The organism is Sulfurimonas sp. ST-27 (genome assembly GCF_048081595.1).
GTDB classification, from domain to species: Bacteria; Campylobacterota; Campylobacteria; order Campylobacterales; family Sulfurimonadaceae; genus Sulfurimonas; species Sulfurimonas hydrogeniphila.
The window spans coordinates 1,419,979-1,438,512 of the sequence record NZ_CP182226.1 but is presented as its reverse complement, the minus strand read 5'-3'; the positions used below and the strand labels follow the sequence as shown (position 1 = coordinate 1,438,512).

General features: G+C 37.4%; 12 protein-coding genes, 1 tRNA gene, 2 pseudogenes and 1 CRISPR repeat array. Of the genes and pseudogenes, 8 read left to right on the top strand and 7 right to left on the bottom strand.

Annotation, left to right across the window (positions count from 1 at the left end; translation table 11 throughout):
- Positions 1-6 precede the first annotated feature (6 nt).
- Positions 7-96: transfer RNA gene (locus tag ACM66U_RS07585), tRNA-Ser, on the top strand.
- A 295-nt stretch (positions 97-391) separates the two neighbouring features.
- Here the strand turns inward: ACM66U_RS07585 and ACM66U_RS07580 are convergent.
- Positions 392-676 carry a type II toxin-antitoxin system RelE family toxin gene (locus ACM66U_RS07580; protein ID WP_418641408.1) on the bottom strand — a complete coding sequence of 95 codons (285 nt, stop codon included), beginning with the start codon at positions 674-676 and terminating at the stop codon, positions 392-394.
- The gene (locus ACM66U_RS07575) at positions 663-890 is read right to left on the bottom strand and encodes a hypothetical protein (protein WP_418640461.1); all 228 of its coding nucleotides are present in this window, start codon (positions 888-890) and stop codon (positions 663-665) included. The genes ACM66U_RS07580 and ACM66U_RS07575 overlap by 14 nt, the downstream gene beginning before the upstream one ends.
- Before the next feature lie 191 nt (positions 891-1,081).
- On the opposite strand from ACM66U_RS07575, the gene ACM66U_RS07570 reads away from it, so the two are divergent.
- From ACM66U_RS07570 to ACM66U_RS07555, 4 genes and pseudogenes are all read left to right on the top strand, one after another.
- Positions 1,082-1,372 (top strand): hypothetical protein, encoded by a 291-nt coding sequence (locus ACM66U_RS07570; protein WP_418640460.1) that lies wholly within the window; start codon positions 1,082-1,084, stop codon positions 1,370-1,372.
- A 12-nt stretch (positions 1,373-1,384) separates the two neighbouring features.
- Positions 1,385-2,029, top strand: a pseudogene (cas1f, locus tag ACM66U_RS07565) (type I-F CRISPR-associated endonuclease Cas1f); the annotation flags it as partial.
- Positions 2,026-2,832: pseudogene (locus ACM66U_RS07560) on the top strand (CRISPR-associated endonuclease Cas3''); the annotation flags it as partial. The pseudogenes cas1f and ACM66U_RS07560, both read left to right, overlap by 4 nt.
- A gap of 222 nt (positions 2,833-3,054) precedes the next feature.
- Positions 3,055-3,323: direct repeats of the CRISPR family, unit length 28 nt; unit sequence GTAAACTGCCGCATAGGCAGCTTGGAAG.
- A 188-nt stretch (positions 3,324-3,511) separates the two neighbouring features.
- Positions 3,512-6,556: a MutS-related protein gene (locus ACM66U_RS07555; RefSeq protein WP_418640459.1), complete on the top strand. Its 3,045-nt coding sequence runs from the start codon at positions 3,512-3,514 to the stop codon at positions 6,554-6,556.
- Positions 6,557-6,559: 3 nt separating this feature from the next.
- On the opposite strand, the gene ACM66U_RS07550 is transcribed toward ACM66U_RS07555, so the two are convergent.
- Positions 6,560-7,003: a GatB/YqeY domain-containing protein gene (locus tag ACM66U_RS07550; RefSeq protein WP_418640458.1), complete on the bottom strand. Its 444-nt coding sequence runs from the start codon at positions 7,001-7,003 to the stop codon at positions 6,560-6,562.
- A gap of 72 nt (positions 7,004-7,075) precedes the next feature.
- Between ACM66U_RS07550 and flgH the strand changes: the two genes are divergently transcribed.
- Together flgH and ACM66U_RS07540 are read left to right on the top strand one after the other, a co-directional pair.
- Complete coding sequence (flgH, locus tag ACM66U_RS07545) at positions 7,076-7,798, top strand: flagellar basal body L-ring protein FlgH (protein WP_418640457.1); 723 nt, start codon at positions 7,076-7,078, stop codon at positions 7,796-7,798.
- Positions 7,773-9,188 carry a hypothetical protein gene (locus ACM66U_RS07540; RefSeq protein ID WP_418640456.1) on the top strand — a complete coding sequence of 472 codons (1,416 nt, stop codon included), beginning with the start codon at positions 7,773-7,775 and terminating at the stop codon, positions 9,186-9,188. The genes flgH and ACM66U_RS07540 overlap by 26 nt, the downstream gene beginning before the upstream one ends.
- Positions 9,189-9,191: 3 nt before the next feature.
- On the opposite strand, the gene ACM66U_RS07535 is transcribed toward ACM66U_RS07540, so the two are convergent.
- The 4 genes from ACM66U_RS07535 to ACM66U_RS07520 all read right to left on the bottom strand — a co-directional run bounded on the left by ACM66U_RS07535 (position 9,192) and on the right by ACM66U_RS07520 (position 16,211).
- Positions 9,192-11,054 carry a diguanylate cyclase domain-containing protein gene (locus tag ACM66U_RS07535; protein ID WP_418640455.1) on the bottom strand — a complete coding sequence of 621 codons (1,863 nt, stop codon included), beginning with the start codon at positions 11,052-11,054 and terminating at the stop codon, positions 9,192-9,194.
- A gap of 91 nt (positions 11,055-11,145) precedes the next feature.
- On the bottom strand, positions 11,146-12,684 hold the full coding sequence (locus ACM66U_RS07530; RefSeq protein WP_418640454.1) for a SulP family inorganic anion transporter: 1,539 nt from the start codon (positions 12,682-12,684) through the stop codon (positions 11,146-11,148).
- Position 12,685: 1 nt separating this feature from the next.
- Complete coding sequence (locus ACM66U_RS07525; RefSeq protein ID WP_418640453.1) at positions 12,686-15,313, bottom strand: valine--tRNA ligase; 2,628 nt, start codon at positions 15,311-15,313, stop codon at positions 12,686-12,688.
- 76 nt (positions 15,314-15,389) lie between these two features.
- Entirely contained in the window at positions 15,390-16,211 is an 822-nt protein-coding gene (locus tag ACM66U_RS07520) for a GGDEF domain-containing protein (protein ID WP_151900068.1), read from the bottom strand.
- 108 nt (positions 16,212-16,319) lie between these two features.
- Between ACM66U_RS07520 and ACM66U_RS07515 the strand changes: the two genes are divergently transcribed.
- Entirely contained in the window at positions 16,320-18,398 is a 2,079-nt protein-coding gene (locus ACM66U_RS07515; RefSeq protein ID WP_418640452.1) for an ATP-dependent helicase, read from the top strand.
- The last annotated feature ends 136 nt before the right edge of the window (positions 18,399-18,534 follow it).

Here is an 18,534-nt window from a genome sequence, read left to right as displayed (position 1 = left end):
TCAAAAGGACGAGTGGGTGAGTGGCTGAAACCACATCCCTGCTAAGGATGCGTACTGGCAACGGTACCGAGAGTTCGAATCTCTCCTCGTCCACCAGAAACCCCTAAAATACGAGCTTTCAAGCACCTTTTTAAAAATCAGTTTTTTTCTTGTCCTACCCCGTTAGACATATATCTCAATACTTCTGTCAAATTTATGATTTGAACTTAGGGAATTTTGAACGGTCTCACAAATTGTAATTGTGGCCAAGTTATAGCTTTTTTTAAATCTTTTGCAAGTCAACAATATAGGGATTTGTCAGAATATTTTTTTATCAAAATCAGGCCACTATTTGTTATTATCGTACTTAAGTGAACATTCTCACACTTTATTATATTTTGCAAATAAACGCCTATTTATAAGCACTTTCACGAGTAGTTACATGTATCACTAAAATTATAAGTTTATCATCATACTTTTTATAAATAACTCTATAAGAACGAAGCTTTAAACGATATAAGTCTTCTTTTTGCCCTTGAAGCTTTTTAATCTTACCTTTTTGCATTAATGCAATTTCATATTCTTTAGAAAATAATTCCGAAAAATCTTTTAAACTATCACGAATAAATTTTAAATCAGGTTTATTTACTTTTTTAAAATCTTTTTTTGCGGTAACTGTAAATTCAATTTGATACATCAAGACCTAACTCTTGAAACATATCATCAAATGAAATTGTAGGCTCATTAAGTTCAAGTCTTCTCTCTGCTTCTTTTAAATCTATATAATCAAAATACATATCAAGGGCAGAAGCTATAAGATGACTCTTTTTTGTATTAAGCTCTTTGGCATAACGATTAATATCATTATCAAGTGATGTAGGTAATGTAATATTTAATCTTGTAGTATTCATAATGTCACTTCCTTTATGTGTATAATTATACACCTTTTATGTGTATAAAGTCAAATAAACAGCATAGGATTTTTTCGAATCTTTGTTCGCTCACCCACCACTTGAAAATATTTTCTCCCGCCCATTCAACAATTAAATTCTTATTTATATATTTCAATATTTTTTAACAAAGTATGTTATTATGGCTTATTATGGAATTTTTAACAGACTTAAAAGTTATTTTACACTCTAAAAAAGCAAATATATATTATCTGGAGATGTGTCGTGTTGTTCAAAAAGATGGAAGAGTGCTTTATCTTAATGAAACTAAAAAAGAATATCAGTATTGGAATATTCCTATTGCAAATACTACATGTTTATTACTTGGAACAGGTACATCCATAACCCAAGCAGCTATGCGAATGCTAGCTCAGGCAGGTGTGCTTGTCGGTTTTAGCGGAGGTGGTGCAAGCCCACTTTTAATGGCAACTGAGATTGAGTAGTTTAGCCCTCAAAGTGAGTATAGACCTACTGAATATATTCAGGGCTGGATGCAATTTTGGTTCGATGAATCAAAGAGACTGGCTACAGCAAAACGGTTTCAAATAGCAAGAATAAATTTTATAAAAAAAGTCTGGACAAAAGACAGAGAACTAAAACTGGAGGGTTTTAATGCTTTAGAGTTGAAAGATGAATTTGATAAATCGCTAGAAAATATAATCAAAGCTCCTAGTGTGGGGAAACTCCTGCAAACAGAAGCAGATCTTACTAAAAAACTTTATAAATATGCAGCTAAAAAAACAAATCAGTTAGGTTTTACTCGTGAACATTCAAATGCAGAAGGGGCGAATGCCTTTTTAGATCATGGCAACTATTTGGCTTATGGTTTGGGTGCTACAACATTATGGGTTCTCGGTATTTCACATGGTTTTGCTGTAATGCATGGAAAAACAAGAAGAGGTGCTTTAGTCTTTGATGTGGCAGATCTTGTTAAAGATGCACTTATCTTACCTTGGGCTTTTATTTGTGCGAAAGAGAAGCAGAGTGAAAAAGAGTTTCGTTCTCAATGCTTACAAACTTTTGTTGAACATAAAGCTTTGGATTTTATGTTTAAAGAAGTTCAAAATGCCGCACTTTATTATACTGAGTCATCATCATGATAGTTACTTTTATTTCTCAATGTGAAAAAATTGCACTAAAAAAAACAAGAAGAATTTTAGACTCTTTTGCAAATCGAATAGGTACCAATACATGGCAAACTGTTATAACGCAAGAAGGCTTAAATGCTGTGCAGAAGTTATTTAAAAAAACAGCTTCTAAAAGTACGGCTGTGAGTTGTCATTGGATACGTAGTAGAAGTAGAAGTGATTTTTTATGGGTGGTTGGAAACAGAGATGAGTTTGATGAAAATGGTGTTGTTCCTGTGCACTATGGTGTGACCAAAAGATTTATAGGAGAAAAAGAGATAATGTTAGAAAAAATATATGCAAATACAAATGGACAACGCCTGGACCAACATATTTTTGCAGTGGGTTATGTGGCTAGAGCGTTGATGAAAAAAATAGTACCTAATGATGAGAATTTAGCTGAGGCTGTGTATGGCGCAGGGTGTTGGCATGATATAGGGAAGATAGATATTGGTTTTCAAGATTGGATAAAACTCAACAAGAAGTTTAAAGAGATTCCTGAAGAAGGAGAGCATATTGACAAAAAAACAGGCAAGTTCTCATGGCAGAAGTACCCAAGACACAATGAATTTTCACTATTACTTTTTGAGATTTTATCAGATTTAAACTTGAACAAAGAGTCGATTGAAAGAACAAAACATATTATCTATTGGCATCATGCGAAACCTTTACGAAATAACAAAGATGAAATTAAAAGTGTGGTGGGGATTTATAATAAGATAAATGACTTTGAAAATATTTATAGCGATACCATTGATAATATTAAAGGGATATTTGCAAGTATTGATGATATTTCAAGTGAATATGATGAAATAGATTTAAGTGTAATTCAAATTAAAGTACCTCGTTTTGATGATATAGAAGAAAGATTAGAAGGTATGGATTTACCCAAGTATAAACGCTATTCTGCTAAAGAAAAATTAAAAGATTATAAATTAAATATTGGATTTAACGCAAAAAATGCACTAGCAAGAACAGCTATAGTAACAGCATGTCAAACGAACTGCCGCATAGGCAGCTTGGAAGTTTAAATACCGTTTTGTCCACTGATTAAAGTCGTAAACTGCCGCATAGGCAGCTTGGAAGTTGATAATTCAGCTGGGCGTTTCACAAAAAAGGTAAACTGCCGCATAGGCAGCTTGGAAGGTAACGGAAGTTCTCAAGCGTTGCAAAACAGTGTAAACTACCGCATAGGCAGCTTGGAAGGCTTGTTCCAAGTGTTATGTCTGTATTTGTTTTGTAAACTGCCGCATAGGCAGTTTGGAAGAACAGAAAGAGAATTGTAAGTAAAATAAAAAAGCCAGAATAATTTATAAACTGCCTGTTTCTTAACTCTGTCGTGATATATTGTACTTTGGTACATTTTTGGATTGCGCTTGACACCTCTTCACCGCTTTTTAAATCCTTCTTATGATATAATCATATTCTAAATAAAGCTTAGTAAAAAAGAGTTCCATGCAGTCATCAGATGTCAGTAAAATATTAAACAATAAAGAAAAACTTTTAACGCAGATATATTTTGATTTACAACGGTTTTTTGAGCAGAAGTATGGGAATGATACAGTTGTTTTTATGGAAATCGGTACTTTTTTTGAAGTGTATGAAGTCAATAATGATGAAGAACAGATTGGAAAAGCCAAAGAGATAGCGGAACTTTTAAATATACAGCTTACGAAAAAAAATAAAAAAATTATAGACAATTCTGAAAAAAACCCTCTGCTTGCGGGTGTGCCTGCCGTTTCGTTTGAACGTTATTTAAACCGTTTGATACAGGAGCAGAAGTATACGGTTATAGTTGTCAAGCAAAAGGGAAATCCTCCTAAGATCAGTCGTTATATTTCTCAAATTGTCTCACCCGGTACCAATTTTGAACATATTATTGACAATGATGACAATTACATTGTTTCTGTTTTGATTGACAAGTTTCGTGATATTTATACGGTCGGGTATGCTGCCATTGACGTAACGACAGGAAAAACATGGCTGTATGAGACACACGGGACAAGTGAAGATCCTGCTTATGCACTTGATGAGATTTTTAATCTTTTAAATGTTTACAGAACGAGTGAAATTGTTATGACTTTTTTAGACGGGATTGATGACCAGCGTCATGTGATGCAGTATCTGGAGATTCCCGAACATTATCACTATTCTGTGAATAACAAACGGGCAAAAATAGAGTTTCAAAATGAACTTTTTAAAGAGGTATATCAGATTCGTTCACTGCTCTCTCCTATAGAGCATCTGGATCTGGAACGCTCTCCTATGATTACCGAAGCCTTGGCAATTCTCATCAATTTTGTGATAGAACATGATTATCATATAGTGCAGAAGATGGCGATGCCCCGTCTTATAGACAATCGCCGTTTTATGTATCTGGGCAACAATGCACTGGAGCAGATGGGAATTATTTCCAAAGACAGAAAAGAGTTTACACTTTTAAAAATGCTTGACAAGAGTGCAACGGCTATAGGAAAAAGACTCTTAAAAGAGCGTCTTTTAAATCCGATAATGGAAGAAGACGAACTTGAACGTCGCTATAACCTTATAGAACGGGTTGCTTCACATGTAAGGTATTTGGATGAAATGATGCGGGGTGTTTATGACCTTGAGAGGCTGTCTCGCCGTTTAAGTCTTGGCAGACTGCATCCTTTTGAGATGAATCATATGTATGACTCTATGGTAAGTGTCAAAGAGTTGATGCTCTATGTCAAAAAACATAAGATTCAAAAAACGCCTTTTCATGAGAGTGAAGTGGAAGAGTTCTTACGTGATATAACTAAAACAATCGATTTGGATATATCACGGCGTTTTACCAATGCCACGGTAGATGAAAACTTTTTGATGAGCGGTGTGGATGAGGCAATAGATACTTTGGTCAAAGAAAACAGTGTAATGATGCTTGCTTTTGAAGATATAATTTTGAAAATCGAAGCACTACTGACAAGTGTCAATGCAGGAAGTTCGACAAAAATGGTAACTTTGGGACTTTTGGAAAAAGAGGGCTATTACATCTCTTTGAGCAAAAACAGGTTCTCTTTGATTGAGAGTGAATTTAAAAAACGGGAAGATTTTGCAGATTTCAGTGTAAAAAAACTGACAAACAATGTCAAAATCACCTCTGCTTTTACCGACAGACTTTCTGACAATATCATGAAAAACCGCCGAAAAATTGTTGTTTTGGTAAAAGAGAGATATATCCAACTTCAGGCACTGTTTGAGAGACGCTATTCACTTCTTTTTGACAGAGTTATCAGCTATGTCGCTGATCTGGACGTGGGAGTGAGCTCTTCAAAGGTCGCACAGGAGTACAAACATTCAAGACCGATGATAATCCAGGCTAAAGAAGATGAGAATTTTATGCAGATTATGCAGCTGCGCCATCCTTTGATAGAAGTACAGGAGCGGGGAGGGCTCTATGTTCCCAATGATATAGTGATGGGGAACCGTGACTATATGGACCTGCCTCATCCAAAAACGGTGATGCTTGATGTGGCTGTGCATGACGGGCATGACATTAACGGAGTCCTTTTATACGGTATAAACTCCAGCGGAAAATCCTCTTTGATGAAGAGTATCGGCATTGCGGTATTGATGGCACAGTCAGGTTTTTTTGTGAGTGCTGCGGTGATGAAATTCAGTATTTTTGACTCGCTGTTTACCCGTATAGTCTCTAAGGACAACCTCGCAAAGGGACTCTCTACCTTTGCAGTGGAAATGCTTGAACTTAAAAATATTTTCAACCGCTCAACCGTGAAATCGCTTGTTTTGGGCGATGAAATAAGCCACGGAACAGAAACGCTCTCAGGCGTTGCCATTGTCGCTGCAGCCATACAAAAGCTCTCGCATACTCGATGTCTGTTTTTGTTTGCAACACACCTGCATCAGCTCTCGACGATGGATGAAATTACTTCGCTTGACAATGTTGTCGATTTGCACCTGAGTGTGGAGTATGATGAATCAAATGACAAGTTGATTTTCAATCGTGTGCTTCAAGCCGGAAGCGGCAGCAGCATATACGGACTGGAATTTGCCAAATCGCTCCATATGGACAATGAATTTTTGGAAAATGCCAATGCCATCAGAAAACGTCTTGCCAATGATTATGACGAGCTTGAACTGCTTGTGAAAAAGAAAAAATCCAAGTACAACAAAGAGCTTTATGTGACCAAGTGTGTTATCTGCGGTGCGGTGGCAGAAGATGTGCATCATATATCGCAAAAATCACTGGCTGATGATGCAGGTTTTATAGGGCATTTTCACAAAGACAACAAACACAATCTTGTGCCTTTGTGCAAAGAGCATCACAAACAAATACATGACGGTAAGTTACATGTAAACGGCTTTATAATGACGAGCAAAGGGCTTGAGTTACAGTTTGAAGAGCAGATGAAAAAAACAGAAGTAAAAAAAGTTGTTGCACCTGAAATAAATACAAATATTGAAGTAAAAGAAGTAGAAAATGACGAGCCAAAGGGCTTCGTCCTGGATGACTGGTAAGATTTAAGCCAAGGCTTTTTTGACTGCATCACTGATGCGTTTTCCATCGGCACGTCCGGCTAATTCTTTGCTTGCCATACCCATAACTTTTCCCATCTCTTTCATGCTTGAAGCACCTGTTTTTTCAATGATGGTTTTGATTTTATTTTGCAGTTCTTCATCACTGAGCTGTTTTGGCAGATAAACTTCATAGTATGCTATTTCATCAAGTTCTATTTGCATTAAATCTTCACGGCCTGCTTCTTTGTACTGGCTTGCCGCGTCATTTCTGCGTTTGACCTGTGTCTGAATAATTTTTATGACATCTTCATCACTAAGCTCTTTTCGTTCATCTACCTCTATCTGTTTAAAAGCACTGGTAAGGAGGCGAAGCGCATCTCTTTTTTTTGTATCTTTTGCTTTCATGGCATTTTTTACATCTTGGTTGATTGTTTCTCGTAATGACATTGGTAAAATCCTTGTTTATTGTTTATGGAACTGTAATTGCTAGTATTATAACAAAATTAAGGGACTTTCTTTATGAAAAAAATAAAATTGACTGCTTTTGTATTTCTCTGTGCTGTGGTGTTGTTTAACGGATGTACAGCAAACTTAACTGATCCCGAGATAAATTTTGAACCGCCTGCCTATGTTGAACAGATGCCTGCCAAAGAAGAACAGCAGGATTTTGCCTCGACTGGCAGTATATTCGGACAGGGAGAAAATCCTCTTTTTTCTGATCACAAGGCTATGCATGTCAGTGATATTGTAACTGTAGTTATTTCAGAAACTGCACAAAGTTCAAATACCGGTACAAAGCAGTTGCAAGAGGCTGATACAAGTGCTCTTGGAGGGGGGTTGTTTTCAAGTACAGGTCTCAATTCTGCTGTAAACTCCAAAGTAGCAGACTTGAACGGATTTACGAATGTAGGTTTTAATTCTACATCAAACAGTAGCTATAAGGGATCCGGAAGTGCAACAAAGGATGCAAGCTTTACAACAACTATTTCGGCAAGAATTGTAAAAATTTTAAAAAACGGAAATTATTATATTTCCGGAAAAAGAGAGATTCTGATAGATGACCAGAAGCAGATAATTCAGTTAAGCGGTGTGATCCGTCCATATGATATTGATCAATACAACAGAATCAACTCTACACAAATCAGTGATGCAAAAATATTATATAAAACGGAGGGAGATATGGATCGTGCTACAAAACAGGGATGGGGGACGAAAATTGTTCAATCAATTTGGCCGTTTTAGTTTTGTTACAGCACTTTTTTTAACTTCTGTATATGCAGGGAGTTTTGCGGAGTTTAAAAAGGTGCAGACGGGATCTTTTAACAGCTTTAAAGATAAAAAAGACAGCGAATTCAACAAATATCTTCAGCAGCAGTGGGAAGAATACAGTGCGTATATCTCAACACCCTTATATAAAAAGAAAAAACCAAAGACTGTGCCGGCATTGCATCAAAAAAAAGTTCGAAGTGTCGGTCCGAATTTAGTGATAAAGATAAAACCTTTTGCTGAGAAAAAATCCGCTCCTCAGGAAAAAAAAATAAAAGCTGACAATACAGTTTTTGAGTTTTTTGGAACATCTTTGGGATTTGATGTTGATAAAAAAATAAAAAACGCCAACTTTTATCCCAGAACACAAAAGGGGATTGAGAATTTTTTCAGTGTTGTGGCGACAAGTGATTACGACAGCCTTTTGTACGGGATTGAGAGTACATGTAAAGAGATGCATCTCAATGACTGGGGAGTTTATCTTTTAATAAACAGACTCTCCTATACTCTTTTTTCTACACCGGATAATGAAAAATTATTGAGCTGGTTTTTGTTGAATAAGCTTGGCTACAGAGTCCGTGTAGCTTTGAGTGCAGACAAACATATAGTTTTACTTCACAGCGTCAAAGGCAAGATCTACTCTACACCAAACTATACACTGGACAATAGAAAATTTTATGTCATTTCTAAATATAACAAAGAAAATATTGCGAAAGTCTATACGTATAAAAATGATTATCCTGAAGCAACAAAAGCACTTGATTTTACGTTAAAAACACTTCCTGTACTTGCAAAAAAAATCCAAACAAAAACTGTTTCTTTCAAAGAACATGGAAAAGTTTACACTTTTTCTTATCGGTATAACCAAAATCTCATTGATTTTATGAAAACATATCCTCAGGTGGAATATAAAGTTTTTTTCAATGCACCTTTGGAGTATGAGACATATAAAGACATAGCAGGGGATATCAAGAAATATACTGAGAAGAAAAAAGCAAGTGAAGCTTTGGATTTTGTACTGCATTTTGTACAAAAAGCTTTTATATATGAGCGTGATCAGGAACAGTTTGGCAGAGAAAAAGTTATGTTTGCAGAGGAAACACTTTATTATGAGAAATCAGATTGCGAGGACAGAGCTGTATTGTATGCCCGTTTGGTGAAAGATTTATTTGGTATTGGTATTGTGGGTGTTCAGTATAAAGATCACATGAGTACTGCTTTACATGTACCGATGGCAGGGGAGAGTGTACAGGTATCAGGACAAAGGTATGTTGTAGCGGATCCGACATATATAAATGCTTCTTTGGGACAAAGTATCCCCAAGTACAGATCTGTCATACCCGAAAGCTTTGTTTATGTAAAATAGGATTCAAATCTCACTGTAAATCGAACAACTGTTTTTTCCGTTTTTTTTGGCAACATACATGGCTTTGTCGGCATCATTCATAATATTTTCTATGTTGTGTTTTTCATCGGGAAAGATTTTAATGCCTATACTTGCACCAATGTGAATTTCATTTCCTTCAATGACAAATGTCCGAGAGAGGGCTTCTATGATAGAGTGGCATTTTTTTTGTGCATACTCTTTGGCGGCCTCTTTTGTCTCTGCTATATTTACTAAAATGATTGCAAACTCGTCACCGCTGATTCTTGCAAGAATATCTTCTTCTCTTAAGATGCTTCTCATTCTGTGTGAGACTTGAATGAGAAGTTCATCTCCGACATGGTGGCCATAGGTGTCATTGACCTGTTTGAAATTGTCCAAGTCTATAAATAAAAAAGCATGAATAAAGCTATGTCTGATTGCCTTTGCATTCTCTTCATGGAGTCTTTGCAATAAAGCTTTTCTATTCATGAGTCCTGTGAGAAAATCATGATTTGCCTGATATTGAGCCTCTTCCTGTGCATTTCTTAAGTCTGAAATATCATAAAACTGTGCAATAAAATTAATAATTTCACCGTTTTTATCTTTAATAGCAGTAATGGAGAGTCTTTCAGGATAAATTTCACCGTTTTTACGTTTGTTGTAAATATCACCTTTCCATTGTCCGGATGAAAGGAGTTGATGCCACATGTTGGCATAAAATTCTTTACTGTGTTTGCCCGATTTTAGCAGCTTTGTGGTTTGTCCTATAATCTCATTTGCTTTATATCCTGTAATTCTGGTAAAAGATTTATTGACTTCAAGTACAACACCGTTTTTGTCAGTAATGACTATAGCCTCGTGTGAGTCGAATGTATGGGAAGCTATACGTATTTTTGCAAGAAGTTTGTCCTCTTTTCTGATTAGAGCGTTAATATAATAGAGGAGGAGAAAAAAAGAGATAAAAGAGAGAATCCAGAAGATAATTGTATATGTAAAAACCTGTTTTATATCTTGTTGTGTCTGCAGGGCATCTGTTACAATGGTATTGAGAATGTGGCTTGACACATTGTAAAGTTGTGTAATGTATTGTGAAGCAGTCTGAAACCATATTTTTGCATCTTCTTTGGATGAGAGTTTATCCTGAAAAAACATTGTTCTTAAGGCAGCTGTTTTTTGTACAGTCTCTTTTTGTATGAGTTGTTTGAAAATATTTTGTGTGTTTTTTGAAGCACATATGTAAAAAATAGTCTGGAGCTTTTTCTCTTTTTCCTGCAGGAGATGAATATAATGTATATACTTTTCATTTTTTTTGGGAGCGAGTATCTGGTTATAAACATATGCTCTTTCCTGTCCCACATACTCTTTAAGTTTTTGAAGTTCAATAAGGGCTTTGCCGTTATATGATTTTGATTCCAAATTATGCATCAGTGTAGTAATAGCCTGAAGCAGCTCTTTATTGAGGGTATTATAATATTGCATTTCATCCCAAAAGCTGATTTGTGTTTTAAGAACTTTTCTTCTCACTGCCGCAATAGAATGAAACTGCTTTTTAAGATACTGATATGCATTTGAAAAATGAATCAGATCCTGATAGGCACTGTCTGTATGCTTATACTGTTTTTCCAGATTTTTTCGGATTATTTCATCTTTTGAAACAAGGTACCCTGCACTCAGTCCTCTTTCAAGTTGTAAATTATGAATGAGTTTACTGAGAATTTTTGTTTGTTTTGCAGAGAATGCATAGGAAGTACTGTTCTTATACTTGATATAGTTTTCATTTACCAAAGAATAAGAAAAGTAAAGTAATGCAATGGCAGGAAGAGAAAAAATAAGGATAATTTTTATCTGCAAAGATTTTAAATTCATATTTAATGATATGCTGATATAGATTAAAAGATATCATTACATGTATTGAAAATGTTAAAAGTTAAAATCATGTTTCACATTGAAACACAATTTAATAATTAATAGCAACCTTGTATGTCGGATCATCTTCTTCATAACTGCAATGCGGTCCGGCTTTTTTCATGATTTTTTTACAGTCATCACTTAAATGGCGCAAAAGAAGATTTTTGCCGGCATCTTCGTATTTTTTTACGAGAGAATCTATGGCTTCGACACCGGAAAAATCCAATACTCTCGCATTTTTAAAATCAATGACAACTTTTGGCGGATCATTTTGAATGTCAAAATTATCTGAAAAAGTTGTAGCACTTGCAAAAAAGAGCGGACCTTCAAGTTCATATACTTTTGTTCCGTCTGCTTCTGTATGTGTTTTTGCCCAGATGCGCGCATGCTTCCATGCAAATACAAGTGCAGAGATGATAACACCGGCTATGACTGCAACAGCCAAATCTTCTACAACTGTTATAATTGTCACAACGACCATTACAAAAACATCGGCACGAGGCATATGTTTGAGATGTGAGAAGCTCGACCACTCAAATGTTCCTATACTCACCATAAACATAATACCCACAAGAACACCGACTGGAATGGCATTTAAAACATCTGTTAAAGAGATGACCAAGATCAAAAGTCCGACGGCTGCCGTAAAAGAGGAAAGCCGTCCGAGACCGCCTGATGTATAGTTGATGATACTCTGCCCGATCATTGCACATCCCGCCATGCCTCCAAAAAATCCACAGGCGATATTTCCGGTTCCCAAAGCGATACACTCCTGGTTTCCACTGCCTCTTGTCCCACTCATTTCATCTAAAACTGCAAGTGTCAAGAGTGATTCTATAAGACCGACAAGAGCCATAATAACAGCATAAGGAAGAACCATGACAATGGCATCCATACTAAAAAGCGTATCGGGAATAATGAGATGCGGCAGTTTCCCTTTAAACTCTGACAAATCGGCCAATGCTCCGACTGTGAGTGTGTCTAAATGAGTAAAATACACCACAAGTGTTAAAAGGACGATGGCAACAAGTCCTGAGGGAACAGCCTTTGTATATTTTGGCAAGAAGTACATTATAAACATGGTAATGGCTACGATAACATACATATTTAAACCCTGTCCCTCAAAGAATTTAAACTGTGCCATGGCAATAACGATTGCCAGACCGTTTACAAAACCATACAAAGCAGGTTGGGGAACAAGACGGATAAATTTTCCAAATTTCAGCACTCCTACAGCAACCTGAATAAGTCCTGCTATGATGGTTGCCAGCAAAACATAGTGGAGCATATGGAAGTAGAGCTCATCTCCGCTAAACCCCTGGGCTGTGAGTTTTAGGTTTGCTTCTATAACAAGCCCGACTATAACAACAGCGACGCTGCCGGTAGCTCCACTGATCATTCCCGGTTTTCCGCCGATAAGTGCAGTAATAACACCTAAGATAAAAGCAGTATACAACCCTACAATAGGACTGACACCTGCTATAAAGCTAAAAGCAATAGCTTCAGGTACCAGTGCCACTGCAACAACAAGACCTGATAAAATATCGTTTTTTATATTTGGAGAAGTGTATTTTCTTATATCAAACAAATTATGCCTTTAGTGAATCTAATTGTGCTAAAACTTTTTCACGTTTGGCTTCTGCTTCTTTGAGTGCTTCACGATTCTTTGCCAAAACATCTGCCGGAGCATTCGCAACAAAGCGTTCATTGTTCAGCATCCCGCTCAGTTTGCCTATCTCTTTTTGGAGTTTTTCATCCTGTTTTGTCAGTTTGTTGATAATCGGCGTCAAATCAATAGAATCTGTCGGAATGAAAGTTTCGCAGCTGTCTGCGATGTCACTGACCGCATTTTCTATTTTTGTATCGGTAAATTCTACATCTTCCACTTTTGCAAGTTTTGCGATAAAAGGCAACATCATTGCCTTTTCTTTTTCGCTCAGACCGTCAATTTTCACATAGGCTTTTTGGATTTTCTGATTTGCCAAGTCAACCAAAACTTTTGCACGGCGAATGGAGACGATGGCATCCATAATGATGGCAAATGTTTTTTCTTCTTTGCGCTGCTTTGTTTTATGTGGAAATTTCTTAATCATAATAGAATCAGCATTTTCCAAAGAAGTGCCGCTGAGTTCATGGTAGAGATGTTCTGTGATAAACGGCATAAACGGATGCAGGAGTTTCATGGCTTCTTTGAAAATCGCACCAAGTTCTATGATGGATGCTTTGTCTGCTTTGCTCAACTCAATACCCCAGTCACAAAATTCATTCCATAAGAAACGGTACATTGTAAGGGCGGCATCGTTAAACTTGTACTCATCAAGATAGGTACGAACCTCTTTTGTGGCAAAATTCAAACGGCTCATCATGTAACGACCAAGATCGGTCTCAACACAAAAACTCTCCATATCAGGAAAAGTATCACCATTCATTTGCAGGTATTTGCTTGCATTGTAGAGTTTGTTTGTAAAGTTACGGTTTTGTTCGAGTTTGTCAACACTCATTCGTATATCACGTCCCTGAGCAGCAGAAATGGCAAGAGTAAAGCGTAATATATCAGCAGAGTATTTATTGACCATATCAAGAGGATCAATGACATTGCCTTTTGATTTGCTCATTTTCTGACCGTGTTCATCACGCACAAGAGCATGCAGATAGATGTGGTTAAACGGCAGTTCTCCTATAAAATGTTCGCCCATCATCATCATTCTTGCAACCCAGAAGAAAAGAATGTCAAAACCGGTAATAAGCAAAGAGTTTGGATAAAAATCTTTCATATCCTGTGATTGAAAAAGCTTGTCCATCTCGGTATCACCTTGACCCCAGCCAAGTGTAGAGAATGGCCACAAAGCAGAAGAAAACCATGTATCGAGTACATCAGGGTCTTGAGAGATGTTTTTTGAAGCACATTTTGGACACTCTGTCGGATGTTCATTTTCTGTTGCCCATTCATGGTCACAATCCCCGCAGTAAAAAACAGGAATCTGGTGTCCCCACCAGAGTTGACGGCTTATACACCAGTCACGAAGTTCACCCATCCAGGAGTTGTAGGAGTTTATCCAGTGCGGCGGAAAAAATTTTGCTTCACCTGCATTTGTTTTTTCTATGGATTTGTCAGCGACTTCTTTACGTACGAACCATTGTTTTGAAATATACGGCTCTACTACATTTTTACATCGGTAACAGTGTCCGACCTGATGTTTATGGTCTTCTATCTTAACGATATAACCCTCTTCCTGGAGTCTTTTTACAATAGGCTCTCGTGCTTCAAGGCGTTCCATTCCTTTGAACTCTCCGGCATAGTCATTTAAAATACCTTTTTCATCAAAAACCGTAATAAATTCCAAATCATGGCGTTTTCCGACTTCGTAGTCATTCTGGTCATGTGCAGGCGTGACTTTTACGACACCTGTTCCAAACTCCGTATCGACATAAGCGTCTGCAATAATTTTAATCTTTCTATCAAGAAGCGGTAAAACAACTTCTTTTCCTATGATGTCTTTGTATCTTTCATCATCAGGATGTACCATGACGGCAGTATCTCCAAAATAGGTTTCAGGTCGTGTAGTCGCCACTTCAACACTGCCGCTGCCATCTGCAAAATGGTAAAGCATATGGTAAAACTTACCATCTTCTTCTTCGTGTTCTACTTCGATATCTGAGAGGGCCCCGTCATGTGTGCACCAGTTTACCATGTAGTTTCCGCGAACAATCAAACCTTCATTGTAGAGATGGACAAAAGCTTCTTTGACTGACTTTTGCAGACCTTCATCCATGGTAAAGCGCTCCCTCTCCCAGGCAGGACTTACACCCATTTTACGAAGCTGTTCTGTCATTATGCCGGCAGATTCTTCTTTCCATGCCCAGACTTTTTCCAAAAATGCTTCGCGTCCTATTTCTTCTTTCGTGAGTCCCTGTTCTAAGAGTTGTTTTTCAACAACATTTTGTGTGGCAATTCCTGCATGGTCCGTTCCCGGCTGCCAAAGTGTTTTGTAGCCGTCCATGCGTTTGTAGCGGGTAATGATGTCTTGGAGTGTAAAGGTAAGAGCATGCCCGATATGCAGTCGTCCTGTTACATTTGGCGGTGGCATCATAATAGAGAAGTTTTTATTTTCTTCTTGTATGGCTTTGTTTCCGTCTGTTTCGAAGTATTTTCTTTCTTCCCAAATTTTATAATATTTGTTTTCGGTTTCTTGTGGATTGTATTTGTTGTCTGACATAGTGCGCGCCTTAAATTATCTAAATTAAAATTGCGCGATTATATCCAAAAAGAGGTGAGTATTTGCTTAGAAATTGCTATATGCCGGTTACTCTCTTTTTTATCTCTATCTTATCATTGTACATATTTTTATCAGCTACTTCTATAACCTGTGGCAGGAGATCATTTTTTTTAAATTTGGTTACACCAAATGAAAAACTGACACGAAAGGTGTCGTTGTGTGCTTTTAATTTTTTGCCAAGAACATTTTCTCTGATTGTATTTAAAAAAGAGCTTGCTTTTTCCTCGGAGACACTGTCGCCAAAGAGTATGATAAATTCATCACCTCCGTAGCGTATGACAGGAATTTTTAATTTTTTCAGTTCATTTGTCAAAAATATTAAAACTTTATCACCGATAATGTGGCCATGTGTATCGTTCACCTGTTTAAAATAGTTCAGATCTATAATAGCAAGCGTTCCATTATGCACAAAAGTATTGCCAAGCGGGTCCAGGTGAGTATCATGAAGCCATTTTCTGTTATATGCGTGGGTCAGTTCATCTTTGTAAACAGATTCTTTGAGTTTTTCAATTTCTTGACGAAGATATTGCGTCTCTTGCAACACCTGATTGAGAATTTTTTCATCTTTGTTCTCAATAGCATGAATGGCCCTGTTTGTATTTTCACTTAAGGCCTGTACATTTTTGGATGTTTCATTTTGTAAAGTTGTAAATCGTGAACATTCAGTTTCTATAATTTTTCTTGAAAGGCTTTCTTCATCTTCTATTTCAAGATTGTTTTTCTTGGCAAAGTCTGAAAAAACTGAAGCATAAATAGTAGGTGTGACAACAGGAATCTGTGCGATAGAGTTTTTTGCCTCATTCGAAACAATCTCTAATATTTTTTTATTTTCTTCCATGGCTTGCCTTAAAACATTTAATTTAAATGATTTTAGCATATCCCAAATAAATTTAACAATAAATAAGTATAATCACACTCTTAAAATTTTTGCCCAAGGAGTTTGTTTATGCCGTTGTCCCGATTAAATGAAGAACAGTATGCCGCTGCAACATCTCCTTACAGTAAAAATCTCATCATTGCCTCTGCCGGAACAGGAAAAACCTCGACTATTGTCGGCAGAATCGGACATCTTTTAAACAATGGCATTGCACCAAATGAAATTCTTCTGCTGACTTTTACAAACAAGGCGGCAGCAGAGATGGTGGCACGTGTTGCAGAGTATTTCGGTGCGGGTGTTGCCAAAAAAATTGATGCGGGAACATTTCATGCGGTCAGTTACAGATGGCTGAAAAAAAGAGACAAACGAGTGGTGCTCAAACAGCAGAGAGAACTCAAAACACTCTTTCGCTCTGTCTTTGAAAAGCGCTCTTTTATGCATATAGAGGCTGAAGTACAGCCCTACGGCGGGAATTATCTGTACGATTTGTACTCTTTTTACCAAAATACGGAACTGCAAAATAATTTTGAAGACTGGCTTATAGAAAAATATCCCGAACATGAACTCTTTGCTCTGATATATGCCGATATAGTCGATGAATTTGAAGCACTGAAAAAAGAGTACGGTTTTTTAAATTTTAACGATTTGCTGTTGAACTTCAGAGAGATGTGCAAAAATGACGAACTGGGATATAAAGAGGTTTTGGTGGATGAGTACCAAGACACCAATGCCCTGCAGGGAACGCTTATAGATGCGATGAACCCGCCCTCGCTCTTTTGTGTGGGGGATTATGATCAGAGTATTTATGCTTTTAACGGTGCTGATATCGGGATTATAGGCTCCTTTACGACAAAATATCCTGATGCGGTTGTGCATACTCTGACAAAAAACTACCGCTCTTCCGTGCCTATTCTCTCTCTTGCAAACAAGGTCATTGAGCATAATGAGAGGATTTATCCGAAAAAACTGGAAGTGACACGTATATATGATGCGCAGGCGCCAAAACTTTTGGCATTTGATGAGCTGTTTGACCAGTATCATGCCATGGCTGCCATGATTCGCGATACGCAGACACCAAAAGAAGAGATAGCCGTTATTTTCCGCAACAACTCCTCGGCTGACGGCATAGAGGTAGGACTTCGTGAGCTTGATATTCCCTGCAAACGCAAAGGAGGCACAAGTTTTTTTGATTCGCGCGAAATAAAAGCGATACTTGATTTATATACACTGCTTGTGAACGAGTCGGATATGATGGCTTTTATACATCTCTTTGAATTTGCACGGGGCATTGGCTCTGCTATGGCAAAAGAGCTCTATATTGCACTCAAAGCTTTAGGGCAGGGGAGTATTTTTTACGGGCTGTATGCGCCTGATGAGGGGATGAAAAATCCTTTTGAAAAGCGCAAACTCAACCATCAGCTCGGTCTTTTTGATGATTTTTTGGAACTCGGTGCTGTCGGAAAATATGCAAAACTCGGATTTGAAGCAAAATTTATGAGAAACCCGGTACTCAAACATCCAAAACTTACAAAAGAGAGCGCGACTTTTTTGCATAATTTTTACTTGCTTTTTCGTGATCTAAAAGGGGTGAAACAGCCAAAAACAGTCGTGAAAAAAATTGCAAATTCATCGCTTTACATGTATATATCCGATGTACTTGCAACTAAAAGAGCGACACTCAAAGACGGTTCTGTTGATGAGAAACAAAAAACGGAAGCACTGAGCAGAATACAGAGAAAAACTCTGCTCTTAGAAGAGCTCTCAAAACCTTACTCTGAGCATGAACGTTTTTTAAATGCGATGATTTTGGGTTCATCCGACTTGACGCAGGGAGAGGGGGTTAATCTCTTGAGTGTGCATGCAAGCAAAGGGCTTGAATACAAAGAAGTGTATGTGATAGATTTGATGGACGGGCGTTTTCCAAACAGAAAACTGATGCAACGGGGCGGGAGTCTTGATGAAGAGCGACGGCTTTTTTATGTGGCGGTCACACGGGCAAAAGATATACTCTATTTGAGTTATGCCAAATACGACAAGATTAAAAAACAGAACTTTGTGCCAAGCCAGTTTTTGTATGAAGCCGGAATGGTTGTTAAAGATGAAGCTTACAGGAAAATGGTAATGCAGGAAGAAAAAGAGGAAGAGTAGTTTTTCGAACCTGTACTTTTAATTCTAAACAGTCGGCACTAAAGTACCGATTCCATGGAATATGCGGTTTGTTCGGAACCCATCCTTTAGGGTGGGCTGAGAGTGGCTGGAAAGCAACAACAGTCGGTGCTACAGT

Coding starts and splice junctions, on each gene's coding strand:
- ACM66U_RS07580 (WP_418641408.1), bottom strand. CDS start 676: ATGTATCAAATTGAATTTACAGTTACCGCAAAAAAAGATTTTAAAAAA.
- ACM66U_RS07575 (WP_418640461.1), bottom strand. CDS start 890: ATGAATACTACAAGATTAAATATTACATTACCTACATCACTTGATAAT.
- ACM66U_RS07570 (WP_418640460.1), top strand. CDS start 1,082: ATGGAATTTTTAACAGACTTAAAAGTTATTTTACACTCTAAAAAAGCA.
- ACM66U_RS07555 (WP_418640459.1), top strand. CDS start 3,512: ATGCAGTCATCAGATGTCAGTAAAATATTAAACAATAAAGAAAAACTT.
- ACM66U_RS07550 (WP_418640458.1), bottom strand. CDS start 7,003: ATGTCATTACGAGAAACAATCAACCAAGATGTAAAAAATGCCATGAAA.
- flgH (WP_418640457.1), top strand. CDS start 7,076: ATGAAAAAAATAAAATTGACTGCTTTTGTATTTCTCTGTGCTGTGGTG.
- ACM66U_RS07535 (WP_418640455.1), bottom strand. CDS start 11,054: ATGAATTTAAAATCTTTGCAGATAAAAATTATCCTTATTTTTTCTCTT.
- ACM66U_RS07525 (WP_418640453.1), bottom strand. CDS start 15,313: ATGTCAGACAACAAATACAATCCACAAGAAACCGAAAACAAATATTAT.
- ACM66U_RS07520 (WP_151900068.1), bottom strand. CDS start 16,211: ATGGAAGAAAATAAAAAAATATTAGAGATTGTTTCGAATGAGGCAAAA.
- ACM66U_RS07515 (WP_418640452.1), top strand. CDS start 16,320: ATGCCGTTGTCCCGATTAAATGAAGAACAGTATGCCGCTGCAACATCT.